Annotated in this window: 14 protein-coding genes and 1 tRNA gene; 9 read left to right on the top strand and 6 right to left on the bottom strand. The window is 66.2% G+C overall.

Annotated features, from left to right (window positions below; translation table 11 throughout):
- On the top strand, window positions 1–222 hold a 222-nt coding region (locus tag RMO01_RS04335), incomplete at its 5' end, for a PA2169 family four-helix-bundle protein (RefSeq protein WP_309627817.1).
- Window positions 223–472: 250 nt separating this feature from the next.
- Window positions 473–1,864 (top strand): HWE histidine kinase domain-containing protein, encoded by a 1,392-nt coding sequence (locus RMO01_RS04330; RefSeq protein WP_309627816.1) that lies wholly within the window; start codon window positions 473–475, stop codon window positions 1,862–1,864.
- A gap of 72 nt (window positions 1,865–1,936) precedes the next feature.
- Here the strand turns inward: RMO01_RS04330 and RMO01_RS04325 are convergent, their stop codons facing one another.
- Both RMO01_RS04325 and lipB read right to left on the bottom strand, forming a co-directional pair.
- Complete coding sequence (locus RMO01_RS04325; RefSeq protein ID WP_309627815.1) at window positions 1,937–3,517, bottom strand: ATP-binding protein; 1,581 nt, start codon at window positions 3,515–3,517, stop codon at window positions 1,937–1,939.
- Window positions 3,518–3,596: 79 nt separating this feature from the next.
- Window positions 3,597–4,328 (bottom strand): lipoyl(octanoyl) transferase LipB, encoded by a 732-nt coding sequence (gene lipB / locus RMO01_RS04320; protein ID WP_309627814.1) that lies wholly within the window; start codon window positions 4,326–4,328, stop codon window positions 3,597–3,599.
- A 76-nt stretch (window positions 4,329–4,404) separates the two neighbouring features.
- Here lipB and RMO01_RS04315 point away from each other — a divergent pair, with 76 nt between their 5' ends.
- The 6 genes from RMO01_RS04315 (at window position 4,405) to RMO01_RS04290 (ending at window position 9,832) form a co-directional block, all read left to right on the top strand.
- The gene (locus tag RMO01_RS04315) at window positions 4,405–4,656 is read left to right on the top strand and encodes a FliM/FliN family flagellar motor switch protein (protein ID WP_298159858.1); all 252 of its coding nucleotides are present in this window, start codon (window positions 4,405–4,407) and stop codon (window positions 4,654–4,656) included.
- 42 nt (window positions 4,657–4,698) lie between these two features.
- Window positions 4,699–4,783: transfer RNA gene (locus RMO01_RS04310), tRNA-Leu, on the top strand.
- Between the two features lie 64 nt (window positions 4,784–4,847).
- Window positions 4,848–6,251, top strand: a complete 1,404-nt coding sequence (gene mgtE, locus RMO01_RS04305; RefSeq protein WP_309627813.1) for a magnesium transporter — start codon at window positions 4,848–4,850, stop codon at window positions 6,249–6,251.
- Between the two features lie 78 nt (window positions 6,252–6,329).
- A complete protein-coding gene (locus RMO01_RS04300; RefSeq protein WP_309627812.1) occupies window positions 6,330–7,844 on the top strand; it encodes a glycoside hydrolase family protein in 1,515 nt (504 codons plus the stop codon).
- Window positions 7,845–7,888: 44 nt separating this feature from the next.
- Window positions 7,889–9,052: an isovaleryl-CoA dehydrogenase gene (locus tag RMO01_RS04295; protein ID WP_309627811.1), complete on the top strand. Its 1,164-nt coding sequence runs from the start codon at window positions 7,889–7,891 to the stop codon at window positions 9,050–9,052.
- Window positions 9,053–9,172: 120 nt separating this feature from the next.
- Complete coding sequence (locus RMO01_RS04290; protein WP_309627810.1) at window positions 9,173–9,832, top strand: exopolysaccharide biosynthesis protein; 660 nt, start codon at window positions 9,173–9,175, stop codon at window positions 9,830–9,832.
- A gap of 339 nt (window positions 9,833–10,171) precedes the next feature.
- Here RMO01_RS04290 and RMO01_RS04285 read toward each other — a convergent pair whose 3' ends face one another.
- The 4 genes from RMO01_RS04285 to flbT all read right to left on the bottom strand — a co-directional run bounded on the left by RMO01_RS04285 (window position 10,172) and on the right by flbT (window position 12,686).
- Window positions 10,172–10,579: a hypothetical protein gene (locus tag RMO01_RS04285; protein ID WP_309627809.1), complete on the bottom strand. Its 408-nt coding sequence runs from the start codon at window positions 10,577–10,579 to the stop codon at window positions 10,172–10,174.
- Window positions 10,580–10,737: 158 nt separating this feature from the next.
- The gene (locus RMO01_RS04280) at window positions 10,738–11,568 is read right to left on the bottom strand and encodes a flagellin (protein WP_309627808.1); all 831 of its coding nucleotides are present in this window, start codon (window positions 11,566–11,568) and stop codon (window positions 10,738–10,740) included.
- A gap of 372 nt (window positions 11,569–11,940) precedes the next feature.
- Window positions 11,941–12,306 carry a flagellar biosynthesis regulator FlaF gene (gene flaF, locus RMO01_RS04275; protein WP_309627818.1) on the bottom strand — a complete coding sequence of 122 codons (366 nt, stop codon included), beginning with the start codon at window positions 12,304–12,306 and terminating at the stop codon, window positions 11,941–11,943.
- Window positions 12,303–12,686, bottom strand: coding sequence for a flagellar biosynthesis repressor FlbT (gene flbT, locus RMO01_RS04270; protein WP_309627807.1), 384 nt, complete (start codon window positions 12,684–12,686; stop codon window positions 12,303–12,305). The genes flaF and flbT overlap by 4 nt, the downstream gene beginning before the upstream one ends.
- Window positions 12,687–12,825: 139 nt before the next feature.
- Here flbT and RMO01_RS04265 point away from each other — a divergent pair, with 139 nt between their 5' ends.
- A complete protein-coding gene (locus RMO01_RS04265) occupies window positions 12,826–14,613 on the top strand; it encodes a tetratricopeptide repeat protein (protein ID WP_309627806.1) in 1,788 nt (595 codons plus the stop codon).
- Window positions 14,614–15,055: the final 442 nt, after the last annotated feature.

The following is a 15,055-nucleotide window of genomic DNA, read 5'->3' as shown; positions in this document are numbered from 1 at the left end:
CACAACAAGTTCGCGGAGATCAGAGGCGAACTCATGGGCCGTGATGACAGCGGGGTGATCGACGAGGTCGAGCGTGGCGAGGACGTGATCAAGGCGCGGTTTGAAGACGCGACCAAGGACGCCGATCTTCCCGACACGCTCCGCCAGCGCGTGGCTGAAGAGTATGTGTCGATCAAGGCTGACCACGATACGATTAGTGGTCTGAAGCATCGCCTCAACTAGAGGCAGGATCCGTAAGTGCAAGATCGAACGACGCGCCAGAGTTGATCTCCGGCGCGTTGTTCTGCGACTACCTGCTCTGTCCGGGCTGCGGCCCGGCAGGTTGTCACCGGTCTCGACCCAGAGCGGACGCTGACGGCTGAAACCGGAAGCCTCAGCAATATGAACCATTCTCCCTTAATCGCGTTTCTCAGGTGCGCGTAGCTTGACCGTATTCTGGGGCAAAGATGCCAACTGAGGCTTACAAGACTGCTTGCTTCGCCAGGCCGCCCCATTGACCGCGTCGGCGCTTGATACCTTGAGCCTGGCCATGCTGGCAGAGGAGTCTCCCGCCATGTTGTGGCGAGGAGACTGCAACGGCCGATGCGTATTTCTCAGCCGCGCGATGCGTGACTTCTGGGGCCTGCAACCCGATGATTGCGGCGTCTTCGACTGGAGCTCCAGTCTGCTCGCCGAGGATCACCCAGTGGTTTTCGAGCCGTTTGCTGCCGCGATGGCGGCGCAGGGCGCGTTCGTCTGTGAGGGGCGATACCGGAGAGCGGATGGGGAAGTGCGGATCCTGCAAACGCGCGCCCGACCCTACTACAGCGAGGACGGAGTCTTCGCCGGCATGGTCGGAGTGAACGAAGACATTTCCGAGCTCCGCCGCGCTGACGAGGAGCTTTCGGCTCGCAACCGCCAACTGGCTGACAGCCTCGTTCAACTCCGTTCGACTGCAGATCGGTTCGCGCTGGCGACGAACATCTCCGGTCTGGCCATGTCTGAGCACGACGAAACGCTAAAGTACGTTTGGGCGCACAATGTGCCTGCTGAGTGCCTTGGCAGGACCCCTTCCGAATTCGTCGGGCCGGAGGTCGGGGGACCTCTCGAGGTCATCCTGCGCCGGACCATCGACACCCATCATATGCAGACCGAGGAGATTTCGGTCCTGATGGGCGAGCGGAGGATGTGGTGGGATATCCAGGCGTCGCCCTCGACCCTGCCGGACGGGCGGCCGGGCGTGGTCGCCAGCGCGCTCGACGTCACCGCACGCAAATTGAACGAGACAAAGCTGGAAGTTCTGGCCAAGGAGCTGGGACATCGGGTCAAGAACGTCTTCGCCGTTGTTCAGGCGATTGTCCGCCAGTCCGCGCGCACTACACCGGTGCCAGACGCGTTCATCAGCGCGGTGGAAGCCCGGCTCGTCGCTTTGGCGGACGCTCAGGACTCATTGCTGACGATGTCGGACGACAGGTTTTCCCTGCAAGGCCTGTTGGCTCGACAACTATCGCATCTGGAGGGCGTGGAACTGGATGGGCCCGAAGTGCTGCTCCCCGGCAAAGTCGCTCCCTATCTATCATTGGCTGTGCACGAGCTTGGCACAAATGCGCTCAAACATGGCAGCCTCCGCGTGCGGGAGGGAAAAGTAACGGTCAGTTGGGCTCAAACCCGACCTGACCGGGTGTGCCTGTCGTGGCGGGAGCGGGGTGGTCCACCCGCGACGTCAGACCCCGCCGCCGCTCCGGGTCGGAAGGCGGGCTTCGGCTCGCTGTTGCTGACAAGAGTCTTCGAAGGTGCAACAGGCGGCGAAGTGGATATGGAGTTTGGGAGCGACGGTCTGCGTTGGACGGCGATCATCCCGACCGGGGTCGAATTGCGCCTCTGACCCGGCCTGGCGGGTGGGGCGCGATGTCCTGTTCCCACCCGTTGCAGACCTGGGGAAGGTCCGCTCCCGGGCCTACTCCACCACCGCCTGCGCGATGCCCGCCAGCAGGCTCGCCGCCGTCACCGGCTTGGCCACGTGCAGGTCGGCCCCCGCCGCCAGGGCCTCGTACCGGTGCTCGGCCATCGCATTGGCGCTCAGCATGATGATCGGGGTCCGCGCTCCGCCCCGCTCGGCCATCCGAATCTCGCGGGTGGCCGTCAGGCCGTCCATGACCGGCATCTGCATGTCCATCAGGATGACGTCGAACCGGGACCGGCCCACGGCCTCCACGGCCAGGGCGCCGTTCTCGACGGTGACCACCTCCGCCCCCGCCGAGCCCAGGATCAGCTGGACCACGCGCTGATTGGTCGGATGGTCCTCGGCCAGAAGCACCCTCAGTGTCCGCTCGGGCAGATAGAGGGGAACCGGTCCGGTCGCGACCGGCGCGGCCAGGCCGTCGTACTCTTCCAGGGCCACCACCCGCTGCAGGGGCAGCGTCAGGGTGAAGGTCGAGCCCTCGCCGGGACAGGACCGGGCCTCGACCACCCCGCCCATCAGCTCGGCCAGGGACCGGCAGATCGACAGGCCCAGGCCCGTGCCGCCGAAGCGGCGGGTGATGGAGGTGTCGGCCTGGTTGAACCGCTGGAACAGGGTCGCGCCCGTGGCGGCGTCGAAGCCGACCCCCGTGTCCGACACGATGAAGGTCAGGACGCCCTCGCCGACCTCGTCGCCCTTCACGTCCCAGTCCACCGTCACCGTGCCCTCGGAGGTGAACTTGACCGCATTGGACAACAGGTTGCCGACGATCTGGCCGATCCGCGTGCTGTCGCCCATGAAGACGCCGCGCGCGCCCGAGCCCTGCCGTTCCTCGAACATCAGCCCCTTTTCGGCGGCGCGATTGTGCGACAGGTCGATGATCCCGGCCAGGGCCTCGCCGAGGTCGAACTGGCGGGATTCGAAGTCCAGCTGACCGGCCTCGATCTTGGACACGTCGAGGATGTCCGAGACCAGCCGTTCCAGCGTGACCCCGGCGCCCTGGATCAGGTCGACCATCTCGCGCTGCTCGGGCGTCAGTTCGGTGCGACGCAGGGAATCGACGATGCCGATGACCCCGTTCAGGGGGGTGCGGATCTCGTGGCTCATATTGGCCAGGAAGTCGGTCTTGGCCCGGCTGGCCGCCTCGGCCGCGGTCTTGGCCTCGATCAGGGCGGCGTCGGCCGCGACCCGGTCGGTGACGTCGCGCGCCACGCCGTAGATGCGGTCGCCGAACCGGTGGGCGCGCCATTCCAGGGTGCGGTACGAGCCGTCGCGGTGGCGATAGCGGTTGATCTGGCCGAGGATGGGATCGCCCGGCCGGCGGGTCTCGACCTCGATCACGCTGGCCTGGGTCCCGGGCATGTCGTCGGGATGAACCAGACGCAGCAGAGGCGTCCCTTCCAGCTCCTCGGCGCGCCAGCCCAGATGGGTTTCCCACGACCGGCTGACCTTCAGGATCACGCCGTCCAGATCGCGGATGACCAGCATGTCCAGGGTGACGTCGAAGAAGGTCGACAGATCGACGGGCGTCGCCGAGGGCGGAGCCTCGGGCCTGTGGACCGCCGTCCTTCCGTTCATGTCATGCACCCCGACTCAAATCTGACCTCCGCCACCGTACAACCGGGCTCTTAACCCGGCATTTCGTCGGCGAAGAATTTCAGGTCGGGCCGAAAACGCGCACGAAACTGGCCTTCAGGGCGGCGTCCGCCTCCTCCATCGTCGCCGTCACGCCCAGATCCAGCAGGCTGGTGACCCCATGCTCGGAGATGCCGCACGGCACGATGCCGCCGAAATGATCCAGATCCGGCTTCACGTTCAGGCTGACGCCGTGGAAACTGACCCATTTGCGCACCTTGACCCCGATGGCGGCGATCTTGGCCTCACGAGACCAACCCGGGCCCTCCGTCATCCTCCGGCCGAGCGGAGCTTGGACCGGGGGACGTTCCACCCAGACCCCGACCCGACCCTCGCGGACATCGGCCTCGACCCCGAATTCGCCGAGCGCCCCGATCAGCCACTGCTCCAGCCCGCGCACGAAGCCGCGCACGTCCTTTCCCCTGTGGTTCAGGTCCAGCATGACATAGGCCACCCTCTGGCCCGGCCCGTGATAGGTGAACTGCCCGCCCCGCCCCGTCCGGTGGACCGGGAGCCGCCCCGCGTCGATCAGGTCTTCGTCCCTGGCGGAGACGCCGGCCGTGTAGAGCGGCGGATGCTCCAGCAGCCAGACCCGTTCCGGCGCCTCTCCGGCCGCGATCAGGGCCACACGGGCCTCCATTTCGGCGACGGCCTCCTCATAGGGCACATAGCCGGGCGCAACGACCCATTCGACGGGACGGCCGTCGATACGAAACAGTGGGGAAACGGCGGCGCTTAACGGCTCGGCAAGCATGATGGTCCCAATGTGAGCGTGAGGGCCGCCAATGCAAGTTCCGCCGCCAGTACCCTCCAGCGTATCCGGAGATCCCTTGAGCCAGATCGAAGCCGTCGACGTCGAACTGTCCGTCGTGCTGGGACGCTCCGTGCTGCCCATGTCCCAGCTGTTGAAGATGGGGCGCGGCGCGGTGATTCCGCTCGACGCCTCCGAACACGACGAGGTCTGGATCCTGGCGAACAACCACCCCGTCGCCCGCGGCCAGATCGAAATCCGCGATGACCGGATCGCCATCACCGTCACCCGCCCCGCCGACGTCTACGACTTCATGGCCGGATCGGCCTAGACGCCGCTTTATCTCTCCGCTATCAGCCCCCCTCCGATGCGAGCGGTCGTGGCGGAATTGGTAGACGCGCAGCGTTGAGGTCGCTGTGGGGCAACCCGTGGAAGTTCGAGTCTTCTCGACCGCACCATCAGACTAGGGAATAAGAATTCGGCGCTACCAGGCTGATTCACATCGAGAGAGGGAGGCCCCGCGTGAGCGAACGACCCGCCACTCTCGATCCCGACGTCAACGAAGACCACGAGGCGCTGGACGAGGACTATGTCCTGACCGCCGCCTTCGTCGAGAAGGTGGTCGACGCCGCCGATGACGGCGACGGGATGCGCTTGCGCTCCCTGCTCGAAGACCTGCACCCGGCCGACGTCGCCGACCTGATGGGCTTCCTGACGGCCGAGCATCGCGGGGTCGTGGTCCTGTGGCTACCGCCCGAACTCCTGGCGGAGACCCTGCCCGAGCTGGACGACGGCATCCGCGAGGAGGTGCTGGAGCGTGTCGCCCCCGGCACCCTTGCCGAAGCGCTTCAGGAGCTGGATTCCGACGACGCCGCCGCCGTGGTCGAGGACCTTGAGGACGACCAGCGCGAGAAGGTGCTGGCCGCCATGCCGGCGACCGATCGCGCCGCGATCGAGAATTCGCTGGGCTATGCCGAGGACACCGCCGGCCGTTTGATGCAGCGCGAGGTGATGGCCGCGCCCCTGTTCTGGAGCGTTGGCGACACCATCGACCACGTCCGGGCCCAAGGCGAGGATCTGCCCGAGCTGTTCTTCGACATCTATGTCGTCGATCCGCACAACAAGCCGGTCGGCGGCATACCGATCAGCGGGCTGCTGCGCGCAGCCCGGACGGTGAAACTGTCCGATCTGATGGAGCCGGTGAACGCCATCGCCTCCGACACTGATCAGGAAGAGGTCGCCTACGTCTTCGAGAAATACCACCTGATCTCGGCGCCGGTCGTCGACGCGGCCGGCCGGCTGGTCGGCCAGATCACCGTCGATGACATCGTCAACATCATCCAGGAGGAGAACCGCGAGGATATCCTCCGCCTGGCGGGTGTTCAGGACGAGGATCGCGGGTCCAGCGTGTTCGAGATCGTCCGCAGCCGGGTGCCGTGGCTGACGATAAACCTGGCGACGGCGGTGCTGGGCGCCAGCGTCATCTCTGTCTTCGAGGCCACGATCCAGCAGATCGTGGCCCTCGCCGTCCTGATGCCCATCGTCTCGGCCATCGGCGGCAACGCCGGCACCCAGGCGCTGACGGTAACGGTCCGGGCGCTGGCCACGCGCGAGTTGAACAGCTCCAACGCGCCCCGGACTTTCTGGCGCGAGTTCGTCGTCGGCGGCGCCAACGGCATGGTGCTGGCGCCGCTCATCGGCGTGGCCGCCGGCCTCTGGTCGGGAGACTGGCGGCTGGGCGGCGTCATTGCCTCCGCCATGATCCTGAACCTGATCGTGGCCGCGACGGTTGGCGTTCTGACCCCGCTGACACTGTCCAGGCTGAAGTTCGACCCGGCCGTCTCATCCGCTGTCTTCGTCACGGCGACGACAGATTTCTTCGGGTTCCTGATCTTCCTCGGCCTTGCGACCATCGTCCTGTTGTAAGGACGACATCGAACGGCGCGACCCTTGCTCCCTCCCCCATGGGGCGACCGCGCCCTGTCTCGATTTGGGTCAAATCCGGTGTCCGACGCGTCCAGGCAAAATCTGAAGGTCTCCCGCGAGGGGATCGTGCTGATCAAGAGCTTCGAGGGCTTCAGGCCCCGCGCGATCCGCCGCGAAGATTGCGGCTGGATCATCGGCTATGGCCACACCCTGTCCGCCCGCGAAGGTGCCTCGGTGTCAGAAGCCGACGCCGAACTGCTCCTGCGCTACGACCTGCTGCCCGTGGAGAAAACGGTAAACGAAACCGTCCCCGGGGATCTGAATCAGCATCAGTTCGACGCCCTGGTCAGCTTCGCCTTCTCCGTTGGCGTCGACCGCTTCGCCGGCTCCGACGTCCGTCAATGCCTGAACGCCGGTGCGCCCGGAGAGGCCGCTGACGCCATGATGGGCTGGCCCGAGCCCGCCCTGCCCGAGACCGCCCTGCGCCGCCGCGCCGCCGAGCGCGCCCTGTTCGTCGCCAATCCTTTGGCGCCGGTCGCCCTGTCCGACCTGCTGTCCGCTCCCCTGCCCCCACCCGCCGTCGCCGCGTCGCCGAAACAGGTTGAGGTCGAGATCCCGGCCGCAACCATGACAGGCCCGGACGCCGTTCCCGACGCCAGTATTGAGGTCGCCGCCCCGATCGACCCGCGCAGCGCCGCCGTTGCCGCCCTGCTGGGCGAAACGGCCGCCCGCATCATAGAGGCGGAAGCGCCGCCGGCCCCCTCCAACGACAATCCTCCGGCCGATAGTCCGGCTGAGGCTGAAGCCGTCTCGCCGGAACCTGCTGCCGAGCCGTTGCATGACGAACCATCGGCCCCCGAAGGGGATGACGCAGTCCAGACCGCGGTCGAAGTCGAAACCACTCTGGAGCCGACCCCCGCGCCCGCGCCGCTCCTCGATCCCGTCGTTCTGAACGCCAGCCGCTACGCCCCCTACAGCGCGGTGATGATCGGCCCCCTGCCCTTCCTGCAGCCTGCGACGCCGCGCGAAGAGCCGGTCGAGCCCGAGGCCCGCACGATCGAGCGCACGATCGTCGAACTCACCCCGTCAGAGGTGGTCGAGAGCAAGCCACAGGCCGACGAACCCGTACCCGTCCTCATCGAGACGCCGTCATCCCCTGCTGAAACGGTGGCTGTGGATCCCGCGCCGGTCGCGGAACTGGTCCTCACCCCGCTGGCGGACACCCCGGAACCCACGATCGAACGCCCGTTGTGGACGCCCGAGGAACGCGAGGCCCCCGACGCCTCCGAGAACAATCTGTTCGGCGAGGACCTCGCCCTGACCCAGGGCGGCGGGTCGATCCTGCGCAACGACATCGAGTTCGAACCTCCCGCCCGCTTCGACTGGAGCGAGACCGGTCCCTTCATATTCATGGGCGGCGTGGGCCTTGTGTCGTTCGGCGCTTCGATGGCGGCCTTCCGGCGCGCTGCGGAACACTCCGGCGGCAATGAGCTGACCCTGATCGGCTGGGTCCTGGCCCTGATCGGCCTGGCCTGCGTCGGCGTGTCGTCGATCAACCTGTACCGCCGCTTCGGACTGCCGGGCGGGGACTGACCCCCTCTCCCCAGCCACGTCAGGATCGTGCTACCCCGCTCGGCATGAGCATTCCGAACGCACCCCAGTCCATGGAATTCGGCCTCGGCGAGAACGCCGACATGATCCGCGAGACCACCGCCCGCTGGGCCTCAGATCGCCTGGCCCCGCGCGCCGCCGAGATCGACGAGACCAACACCTTCGCCCGCGACCTCTGGCCCGAGATGGGCGAGCTGGGCCTGCACGGCATCACTGTGCCGGAAGCGGATGGCGGCCTGGGCATGGGCTACCTTGAGCACGTCGTGGCGATGGAAGAGGTCTCCCGCGCCTCCGCCTCGATCGGCCTCAGCTACGGGGCCCACTCCAACCTGTGCGTCAACCAGATCAGCCGATGGGGGAATGCCGATCAGAAGGCGAGATATCTGCCCAAGCTGATTTCCGGGGAGCATCTCGGCTCACTGGCGATGTCGGAAGCCGGCTCCGGCTCCGACGTGATGTCGATGCGCACCCGCGCCGAGAAAAAGGGCGATCGCTACGTCCTGAACGGCACCAAGTTCTGGATCACCAACTCCCCGACCGCGGACACCCTCGTCGTCTACGCCCGCACCGGCGACGGCAATGGCGGCGTCACCACCTTCCTGATCGAGAAGGGGATGAAGGGCTTCAGCGTCTCGAAGAAGCTGGACAAGATGGGCATGCGCGGCTCCGACACCGCGGAACTGGTGTTCGAGGACTGCGAGGTCCCGGAGGAGAACGTCATGGGCCCGATCGGCGGCGGCGCCGGCATCCTGATGAGCGGTCTCGACTATGAACGCGCCGTCCTGGCGGGCGGCCCCCTGGGCATCATGCAGGCGGCGCTGGACGTCGTCCTGCCCTACGTGCGCGAGCGCAAACAGTTCGGCAAGGCCATCGGCTCGTTCCAGCTGATGCAGGCCAAGGTCGCCGACATGTATGTCGCCCTGAACTCGGCCCGCACCTACGTCTATGCCGTGGCCATGGCCTGCGACGCCGGCAAGACCACCCGCTACGATGCCGCCGGCGCTATCCTGCTGGCCTCCGAGAACGCCGTGAAGGTGTCTCTGGAAGCCGTCCAGGCCCTCGGCGGCGCCGGCTACACGAAGGAATGGCCGGTCGAACGCCTGGTCCGCGACGCCAAGCTGTACGACATCGGCGCAGGCACCAACGAGATCAGGCGGTTCCTGATCGGCCGGGAGTTGCTGGGCGGCTAGGGGCCCCGGATTCCGGGTTCGACCTCTTCAGCCGGATTTTGCCGTTCTGTCGGATTGTTAAGTGGCGGTGAGACGAGGTCGCGCCTAGATCGTTCTCATCCCTCCCCGAGCCCGTTCCTGATGCCCGACTACGACTATCAGAGAGACCACAGGCCCTTCTCGCAGGTGCTCGACGACATCGGCGCGAAGGACAATGCGAAGCTTTACCTCGGCGAACTGGTGAACGCCTTCGGTGAGCGCGGCTTCGGCGCCCTGATGGTGTTCTTCGGCCTGGTCAACGCCATCGCCTCCCCCATTCCGGGCTCGACGACGATCCTGGGCGCCCCCATGCTGCTGATCTGCCTGCAGCTGCTGATCCGCCGTGACCAGCTGTGGATGCCGAAATGGGCGCTCAGATCCAGCCTGCCCCGCGAAAACTACCGCGCCACCATCGGCAAGGTGCGCAAGCCCCTGCTGTTCGTCGAGAAACTGTCCAGGCCGCGCCTCAGCATCATGAGCAGCGAGCTCGCCGAGGTTCTGATCGGCCTGGTCACGACCCTGCTGACCATCATCGTCATGCTGCCGCTCTTCGGCGGCAACCTGTTTCCGTCCCTGTTCGTGGCCCTGTTCGGCTTCGGCCTGATGCAGCGGGACGGCGCCCTGATCGGCGCGGCCTGGTTCGGCGTCGCCGGTTTCTGCATCTTCGTCTGGGCCGCCTGGGCGCTGATCTCCACCCTCTTCCTCGCCAGCGCCGGCTGGTTCCTGAACGCCTGGCACTGGATTCAGGGGCTGTTCTCCTAGCTCAGGCAGCGAGACCGAGCCTGCCCTCCGGTCGATCGGAGTTCGGACCTGGGGGCGCGTCGAGCAGTAGCGAACCAGGAAGCCCCAATACAAAAAGGCCCGCCGGATCGCTCCGGCGGGCCTCATTGTCTGACCGCGGTACGGCCTGACCGATACTCAGCCTGACTCTGCGCTCAAGCAGCCCGAGGGGCGTTAGCGCGCAAAGGAAGTCATCAGGCCCGGACCTCGTGAGAGGACCAAGCTTCGGTCACCATACGGGTTTGGGACAATGAGATCACTTGATCACCTCCTTTCGACTGTTGAACAGGAGCTTGAAGGTGGGATGTGTTCGGCCGTTCGTCAATCGTCCGCGGCCAGCGGCGTCAGGGTGACCTTCAGCCCTTCGAACATGACGCCGTCGGGGCCTTCCTGACCGACGACGATGCTGGCGTCGCCGCCGCGTTTGAGGATCAGGTTCGGTTCGAAGGGCTGGGCGTCCCCGTCGATGATCGAGACCGTCAGGGCCAGGGTGTCGTCGTCTCCGTCGCCCTGCACCGGTGAAAGCTGGGCGGTCATCTCGAACAGGCCGTCAGCGTCCTGGACAGTGATGACGGCCGAGCCGTCCTCGACCAGGACCGTACGGGCCCCCACGGTCTGCACGCCTGCGTGGATCACGGTCAGTTCGAGCGAATAACGATCGGGCGCGTCCCCGGTCTGGAGAGGCCCCGCTACTGCGAGGGCGAAGGCGGCGGCGAGGGCGCTCAGCATGGGACATCTCCGGGTTGCAGGTCGCCAAGGTTCGCGGATTCACTTGTCGAAAGGTTAACGTGCCTCGGCGTTCGCGCTCAAGCAGCGAGCGACCGCGTCGCGAGCGATAGCGCCCAAAGAAAGACGCCCGGGGCGAACCCCGGGCGTCCTACGCTGACTTAGCTACGGAACAGCGACAGAAGGATCTGCGGCCCCTGGTTGGCGATCCCCAGCGCCTGCACGCCCAGTTGCTGCTTCGTCTGCAGAGACTGGAGCTTGGCGCTCTCCTTCGCCAGATCGGCGTCCACCAGATTGCCGACCCCGGATTCCAGCGCGTCCGTCAGTTTCCCGACGAAGGTGCGATGCGTCTCCAGAGCCTTCGCCTTCGTACCCAACCGCGCCAGGGCGGCCGAGACATTGTCGATCGAGGCATTCACCAGACCCAGGGCCGTGGTGGCCAGGGTCGAGGTGCCGATGGTCGTGGTCGTCGCGACGGTGACGCTCGTCGACCCCAGCGCCAGCACCTCGGGGGTGACTGTCATCGTGGTCGTACCAGCCGCGTTGGCCAGAGCCTGGAAGCCGGTCGCGCCGGTCTTCAAGAGGTTGATCCCGTTGAAGTCGGCGTTTCCGGCAACCGTGTTGATCTGATCGCGGATGGACTTGAAGTCCTCGTTCAGCGCTTTCCTTGATGCCGTCGACAGCGACCGGTCGGTCGCCGCCAGTGCCTTCTCCTTCAGTTGCAGCAAGAGATCCGAGATGCTCTCGCCGGCCGCCAGACCCACATCAACCGCCGAAATGCCGCGGTCGAGCGAGGATTTCACCGCCCCCAGGGCGCCGATGTCGGCTCGTTGACCTTGGGCGATCGCCCAGATGGCCCCGTTGTCCTTCGCGTTGGCGACCTTTTTGCCGGTGTTGATCCGGGTCTGGGTCGCCGCCAGTTCGGCATTGGTGGCGTTGAGGTTCTGCAGCGCAACAAGCGCGCCGAGGTTGGTGTTGACCGAGTTGGCCATGGGTGGAGTCCTTCCATTCTGGTCGGGGGAGCGGCCTTCTGGCCGTTGAACCGGTTCTGGTCCTGCGCGCGTCCACGCAAGGGCTGGGCCGGACCGATCAGATTGAAAGGATTGAGAAAGTTCTTGCGGCGCCGCTGCAACCCGGCAATTTCTAGCCGGTCAGGCCACGAGTTTGCCGACCGGCCCCCTCCCCCTTTCGTCAGCCTCCGGCAAGACGCGCAGCACCGCAGACCGCGGGACCGAGCGGCGCCGTGGGCGATCTGTACGGGCAGGATGCTGGAAGCAGACGGCGTGCGCTGCAGTTTCGCGCTCTCGCGCGCCGCTTCGTCCTCCGGTCTCGCTATGCTCGCCGGAGGATGACGAAAGTCGAGATCAGGCCGCCGACGCGCCCTGCGGGGCCAGGCCCTGCATGATCGAGCGGTTGATATCGATCAGGGCTTCGAAATCCTCTTCGCCGCGCATGACGGCCGACGAGTGGCGGCCGACGAACAGGCTGATCGAGATGATCTGGGCCTTCAGCGGATTGTTCAGCTGGTTGTCTGAGTCGGAACAGTCGGTGGCGAGTACCGACCAGAGGCGACGGTTCCAGTCCAGGGCGTCGATACGGGTCTTCAGATCGCTCTTGTCGACGGTCGCGGCGTGCATCAGGGCGCGCGTGACCTGACCGAACAGGCGATACTCCATCTCGCGCGGCGTCTCCGTGCGGTTCGACGCCTGGGCGTAGGCCTTCAACATCAGGTCAGGCTTTCCTCGTAGTCGACGATCTTCCGCGCGCTCATCAGGGCCTTGTAGTACTCGCGGGCCATGACGTGTTTCGACGTCGAGACGCATTCGACCATGATGTCGGGATTGCGGGTCGCGCTCATGAACTCGGTCAGGCGGGTGACAAACTCGTCATAGACCTTGGACGCGGAGCTTTCGTCCAGGTACATCATCATGACCGGGAAATAGATCCGTTTGGCGGGCGTGGTGACGTCCTCCAGCTGCATGATGTCCTTCTCGCGCAGGACCGAAGCCTTGTTCTGCAGGATCAGCACGCCGCGCCGGTCGCCGTTCTGCACGACGGCGCCGTTCAGGACGAACTTCTCGCCGGGCTTCAAAGACAACTTCAACGGCATAGGCGCCCTCCTTGCGTCCGCGAGGGCTCCGACATAGCCGTGCGGTGACTGACGCAGGCTAAACAGCCGTGGTTAACCATGTGTTCTAGAGCATGGCCGTATTGCCCCTTATCTGCCTTATCCCGCGCCGAGACCGTCCATGCCCGTCGTCGATACATCGCCCTCCGAACTGGCCCACGGCCATGTCCCGACGGCCCGGGATGCGACAGGCGACGCCGCCTCCCCTGCTGCGATCCGGCGGCTGTCGCACGCCCTGGCTGACAAGAAGGGCGCGAACCTCAAGGCCCAGAGGAAGGCGATCGAATCGCTGAAGGCCGCCCTCGCCTCGATCCGTGTCGGCGACTACGACGCCGGCGCGCGCCGATGCCTTGCCTTGCTGCAGATCGACGAAGAAAACGGTCTGGCCTGGCACGTTCTCGCCATCTGCCGTGAGAAGGCCGGGCACCTGTCCGAGGCGCTGAACGCCTATGACGCCGCCCTGCGCATCCTGCCCGAAGATGCGAACATCGCCCACGACCTGTCCCGGCTGGCGGCGCGTCTGGGCCACCTCGACATCGCCGAGAAGCTGCTGCGGAAATTCCTGCTGGTCCAGCCGGGCCATGTCGAAGGCACCAACAACCTGGCCTGCGTCCTGCGCGACCAGAAGCGTTATCAGGAGGCCATCGACACCCTGCGCGACCTGATCCAGATCGAACAGGCCGATCCGACCCTGTGGAATACGCTCGGCACCGTTCTCAGCGACCAGGGCCAGATGAAGGAATCCCTGACCTTCTTCGACGAGGCTCTGCGCATCGACCCTGCCTTCGCCAAGGCCCGCTACAACCGCGCCAACGCGCTCCAGCCGCTCGGCCAGGCGGAACAGGCGCTCGCCGATCTGGATGAAGCCCTGAAGGGCGCCGAGAGCCCCTACGAACAGGCCATGATGCGGATGGCGCGGGCCATGACGCTGATGGGCCTGGGGCGTCTCAAGGATGGCTTCGAGGCCTATGAGGTCCGGCTCGATCCCGAAATGCCCGAGGCGATGCACGTCGTCGTGGACGCGCCGCGCTGGGATCCCGAGACTGAAGACATCCGTGGCAAACGTCTGGTGGTCGTCGGCGAACAGGGCATCGCCGACGAGATGGTGTTCGGCGCCTGCCTGCCCGACGTGATCGCGGCGGTCGGCCCGGAGGGCAAGGTCTTCATCGCCGTCGAGCCCCGGCTGGTCGATCTCTACCAGCGCTCCTTCCCCACGGCCCTGGTCGGCGGGCACAGGGCGGTGCGGATCGAAGGCCGACTGACCCGCTACTGCCCCTTCATGGAGGAGGTCGGCGAGACTGACGGCAAGGCCGACCACTGGACCCCGATGGCCAGCCTGAGCGCGGTCTATCGCCAGGACATCGCCGCCTTCCCCGACCGCGACGGCTATCTGACACCCGATCCGGACCGGGTCACCCATTGGAAGACCGAACTCGAGAAACTGGGTCCGGGCTTCAAGGTCGGCCTGCACTGGAAGAGCCTGGTGCTGACCGGCGTGCGGGCCCGCTACTTCTCCAGCTTCGAGCGCTGGGAGCCGGTCCTGACGGCGCCCGGCTGCATCATGGTCAACCTGCAGTGTGGCGACGTGACCGAGGATCTCGCCGCCGCCGAGGCCGCCGGGGTGAAGATCTGGACCCCGCCCATCAATCTCAAGGACGACCTCGACGATCTGGCCGCCCTGTCGAACGCTTTGGACCTCGTCATCGGCCCGGGCATCGCCGGCACCAACCTGGCGGCCGCGACGGGGGCCCGGACCTGGCTGATCCACGCGGCCGATGACTGGCACCTGCTGAACACCGACCGCTACCCCTTCTACCCCCGCGTCCGCACCTTTGCGACCGGCGGGTTCGACGGCTGGCCGAGGGCCATATCGGAAGTGCGGGCGGCTCTGGAGGCGGAGGTCGGATAGTTACCCGGGCTCCTACCCGTTCTTTCGTCATTCCGGGCGGAGAGGCGAAGCGCGGTAGACCCGCCCCATCGGTTCTCCCTCACTTTCGTCATTCCGGGCGCAGCGCAGCGGAGACCCGGAACACGGCGGCGCCGTAGCGAAGCAAAGGCGATGGTTCAGCGGCCGCAGGCGCGACAGGTTCGCGCTCTCGCGCGCCGCCTCGTTCCGGGTCTGCGAGGCTCCGCCTCTTCGCCCGGAATGACGAAGGACGGCCCAGACCCATCAACACATCCCCCCAGGACCTCAACGATTTCAACGCCCGGAGTTATTTAGAGCCTTTATGTGCGCCCCCTCTCACGGCGGCCTTACACTGTGTCCGTCCCGCAGCATGGGGAAGGCGTCCTGGGCCCAGGACCCGGACGTGCGGCGGGGCGCGATCGAGCGGGAAACTGTATCGCTGCGC

It is taken from the genome of Brevundimonas sp., assembly GCF_031412435.1.
Classification (GTDB): Bacteria; Pseudomonadota; Alphaproteobacteria; order Caulobacterales; family Caulobacteraceae; genus Brevundimonas.
The sequence above is the reverse complement of the archived record's forward strand: the minus strand, read 5'-3'. Positions and strand labels throughout refer to the sequence as shown.

What these genes read in the sequence shown, in the direction of transcription:
- RMO01_RS04265 (WP_309627806.1), top strand. Translation starts at nt 12,826, where the DNA reads ATGCCCGTCGTCGATACATCGCCCTCCGAACTGGCCCACGGCCATGTC.
- flbT (WP_309627807.1), bottom strand. Translation starts at nt 12,686, where the DNA reads ATGCCGTTGAAGTTGTCTTTGAAGCCCGGCGAGAAGTTCGTCCTGAAC.
- RMO01_RS04295 (WP_309627811.1), top strand. Translation starts at nt 7,889, where the DNA reads ATGAGCATTCCGAACGCACCCCAGTCCATGGAATTCGGCCTCGGCGAG.
- RMO01_RS04285 (WP_309627809.1), bottom strand. Translation starts at nt 10,579, where the DNA reads ATGCTGAGCGCCCTCGCCGCCGCCTTCGCCCTCGCAGTAGCGGGGCCT.
- RMO01_RS04325 (WP_309627815.1), bottom strand. Translation starts at nt 3,517, where the DNA reads ATGAACGGAAGGACGGCGGTCCACAGGCCCGAGGCTCCGCCCTCGGCG.
- lipB (WP_309627814.1), bottom strand. Translation starts at nt 4,328, where the DNA reads ATGCTTGCCGAGCCGTTAAGCGCCGCCGTTTCCCCACTGTTTCGTATC.
- RMO01_RS04290 (WP_309627810.1), top strand. Translation starts at nt 9,173, where the DNA reads ATGCCCGACTACGACTATCAGAGAGACCACAGGCCCTTCTCGCAGGTG.
- RMO01_RS04280 (WP_309627808.1), bottom strand. Translation starts at nt 11,568, where the DNA reads ATGGCCAACTCGGTCAACACCAACCTCGGCGCGCTTGTTGCGCTGCAG.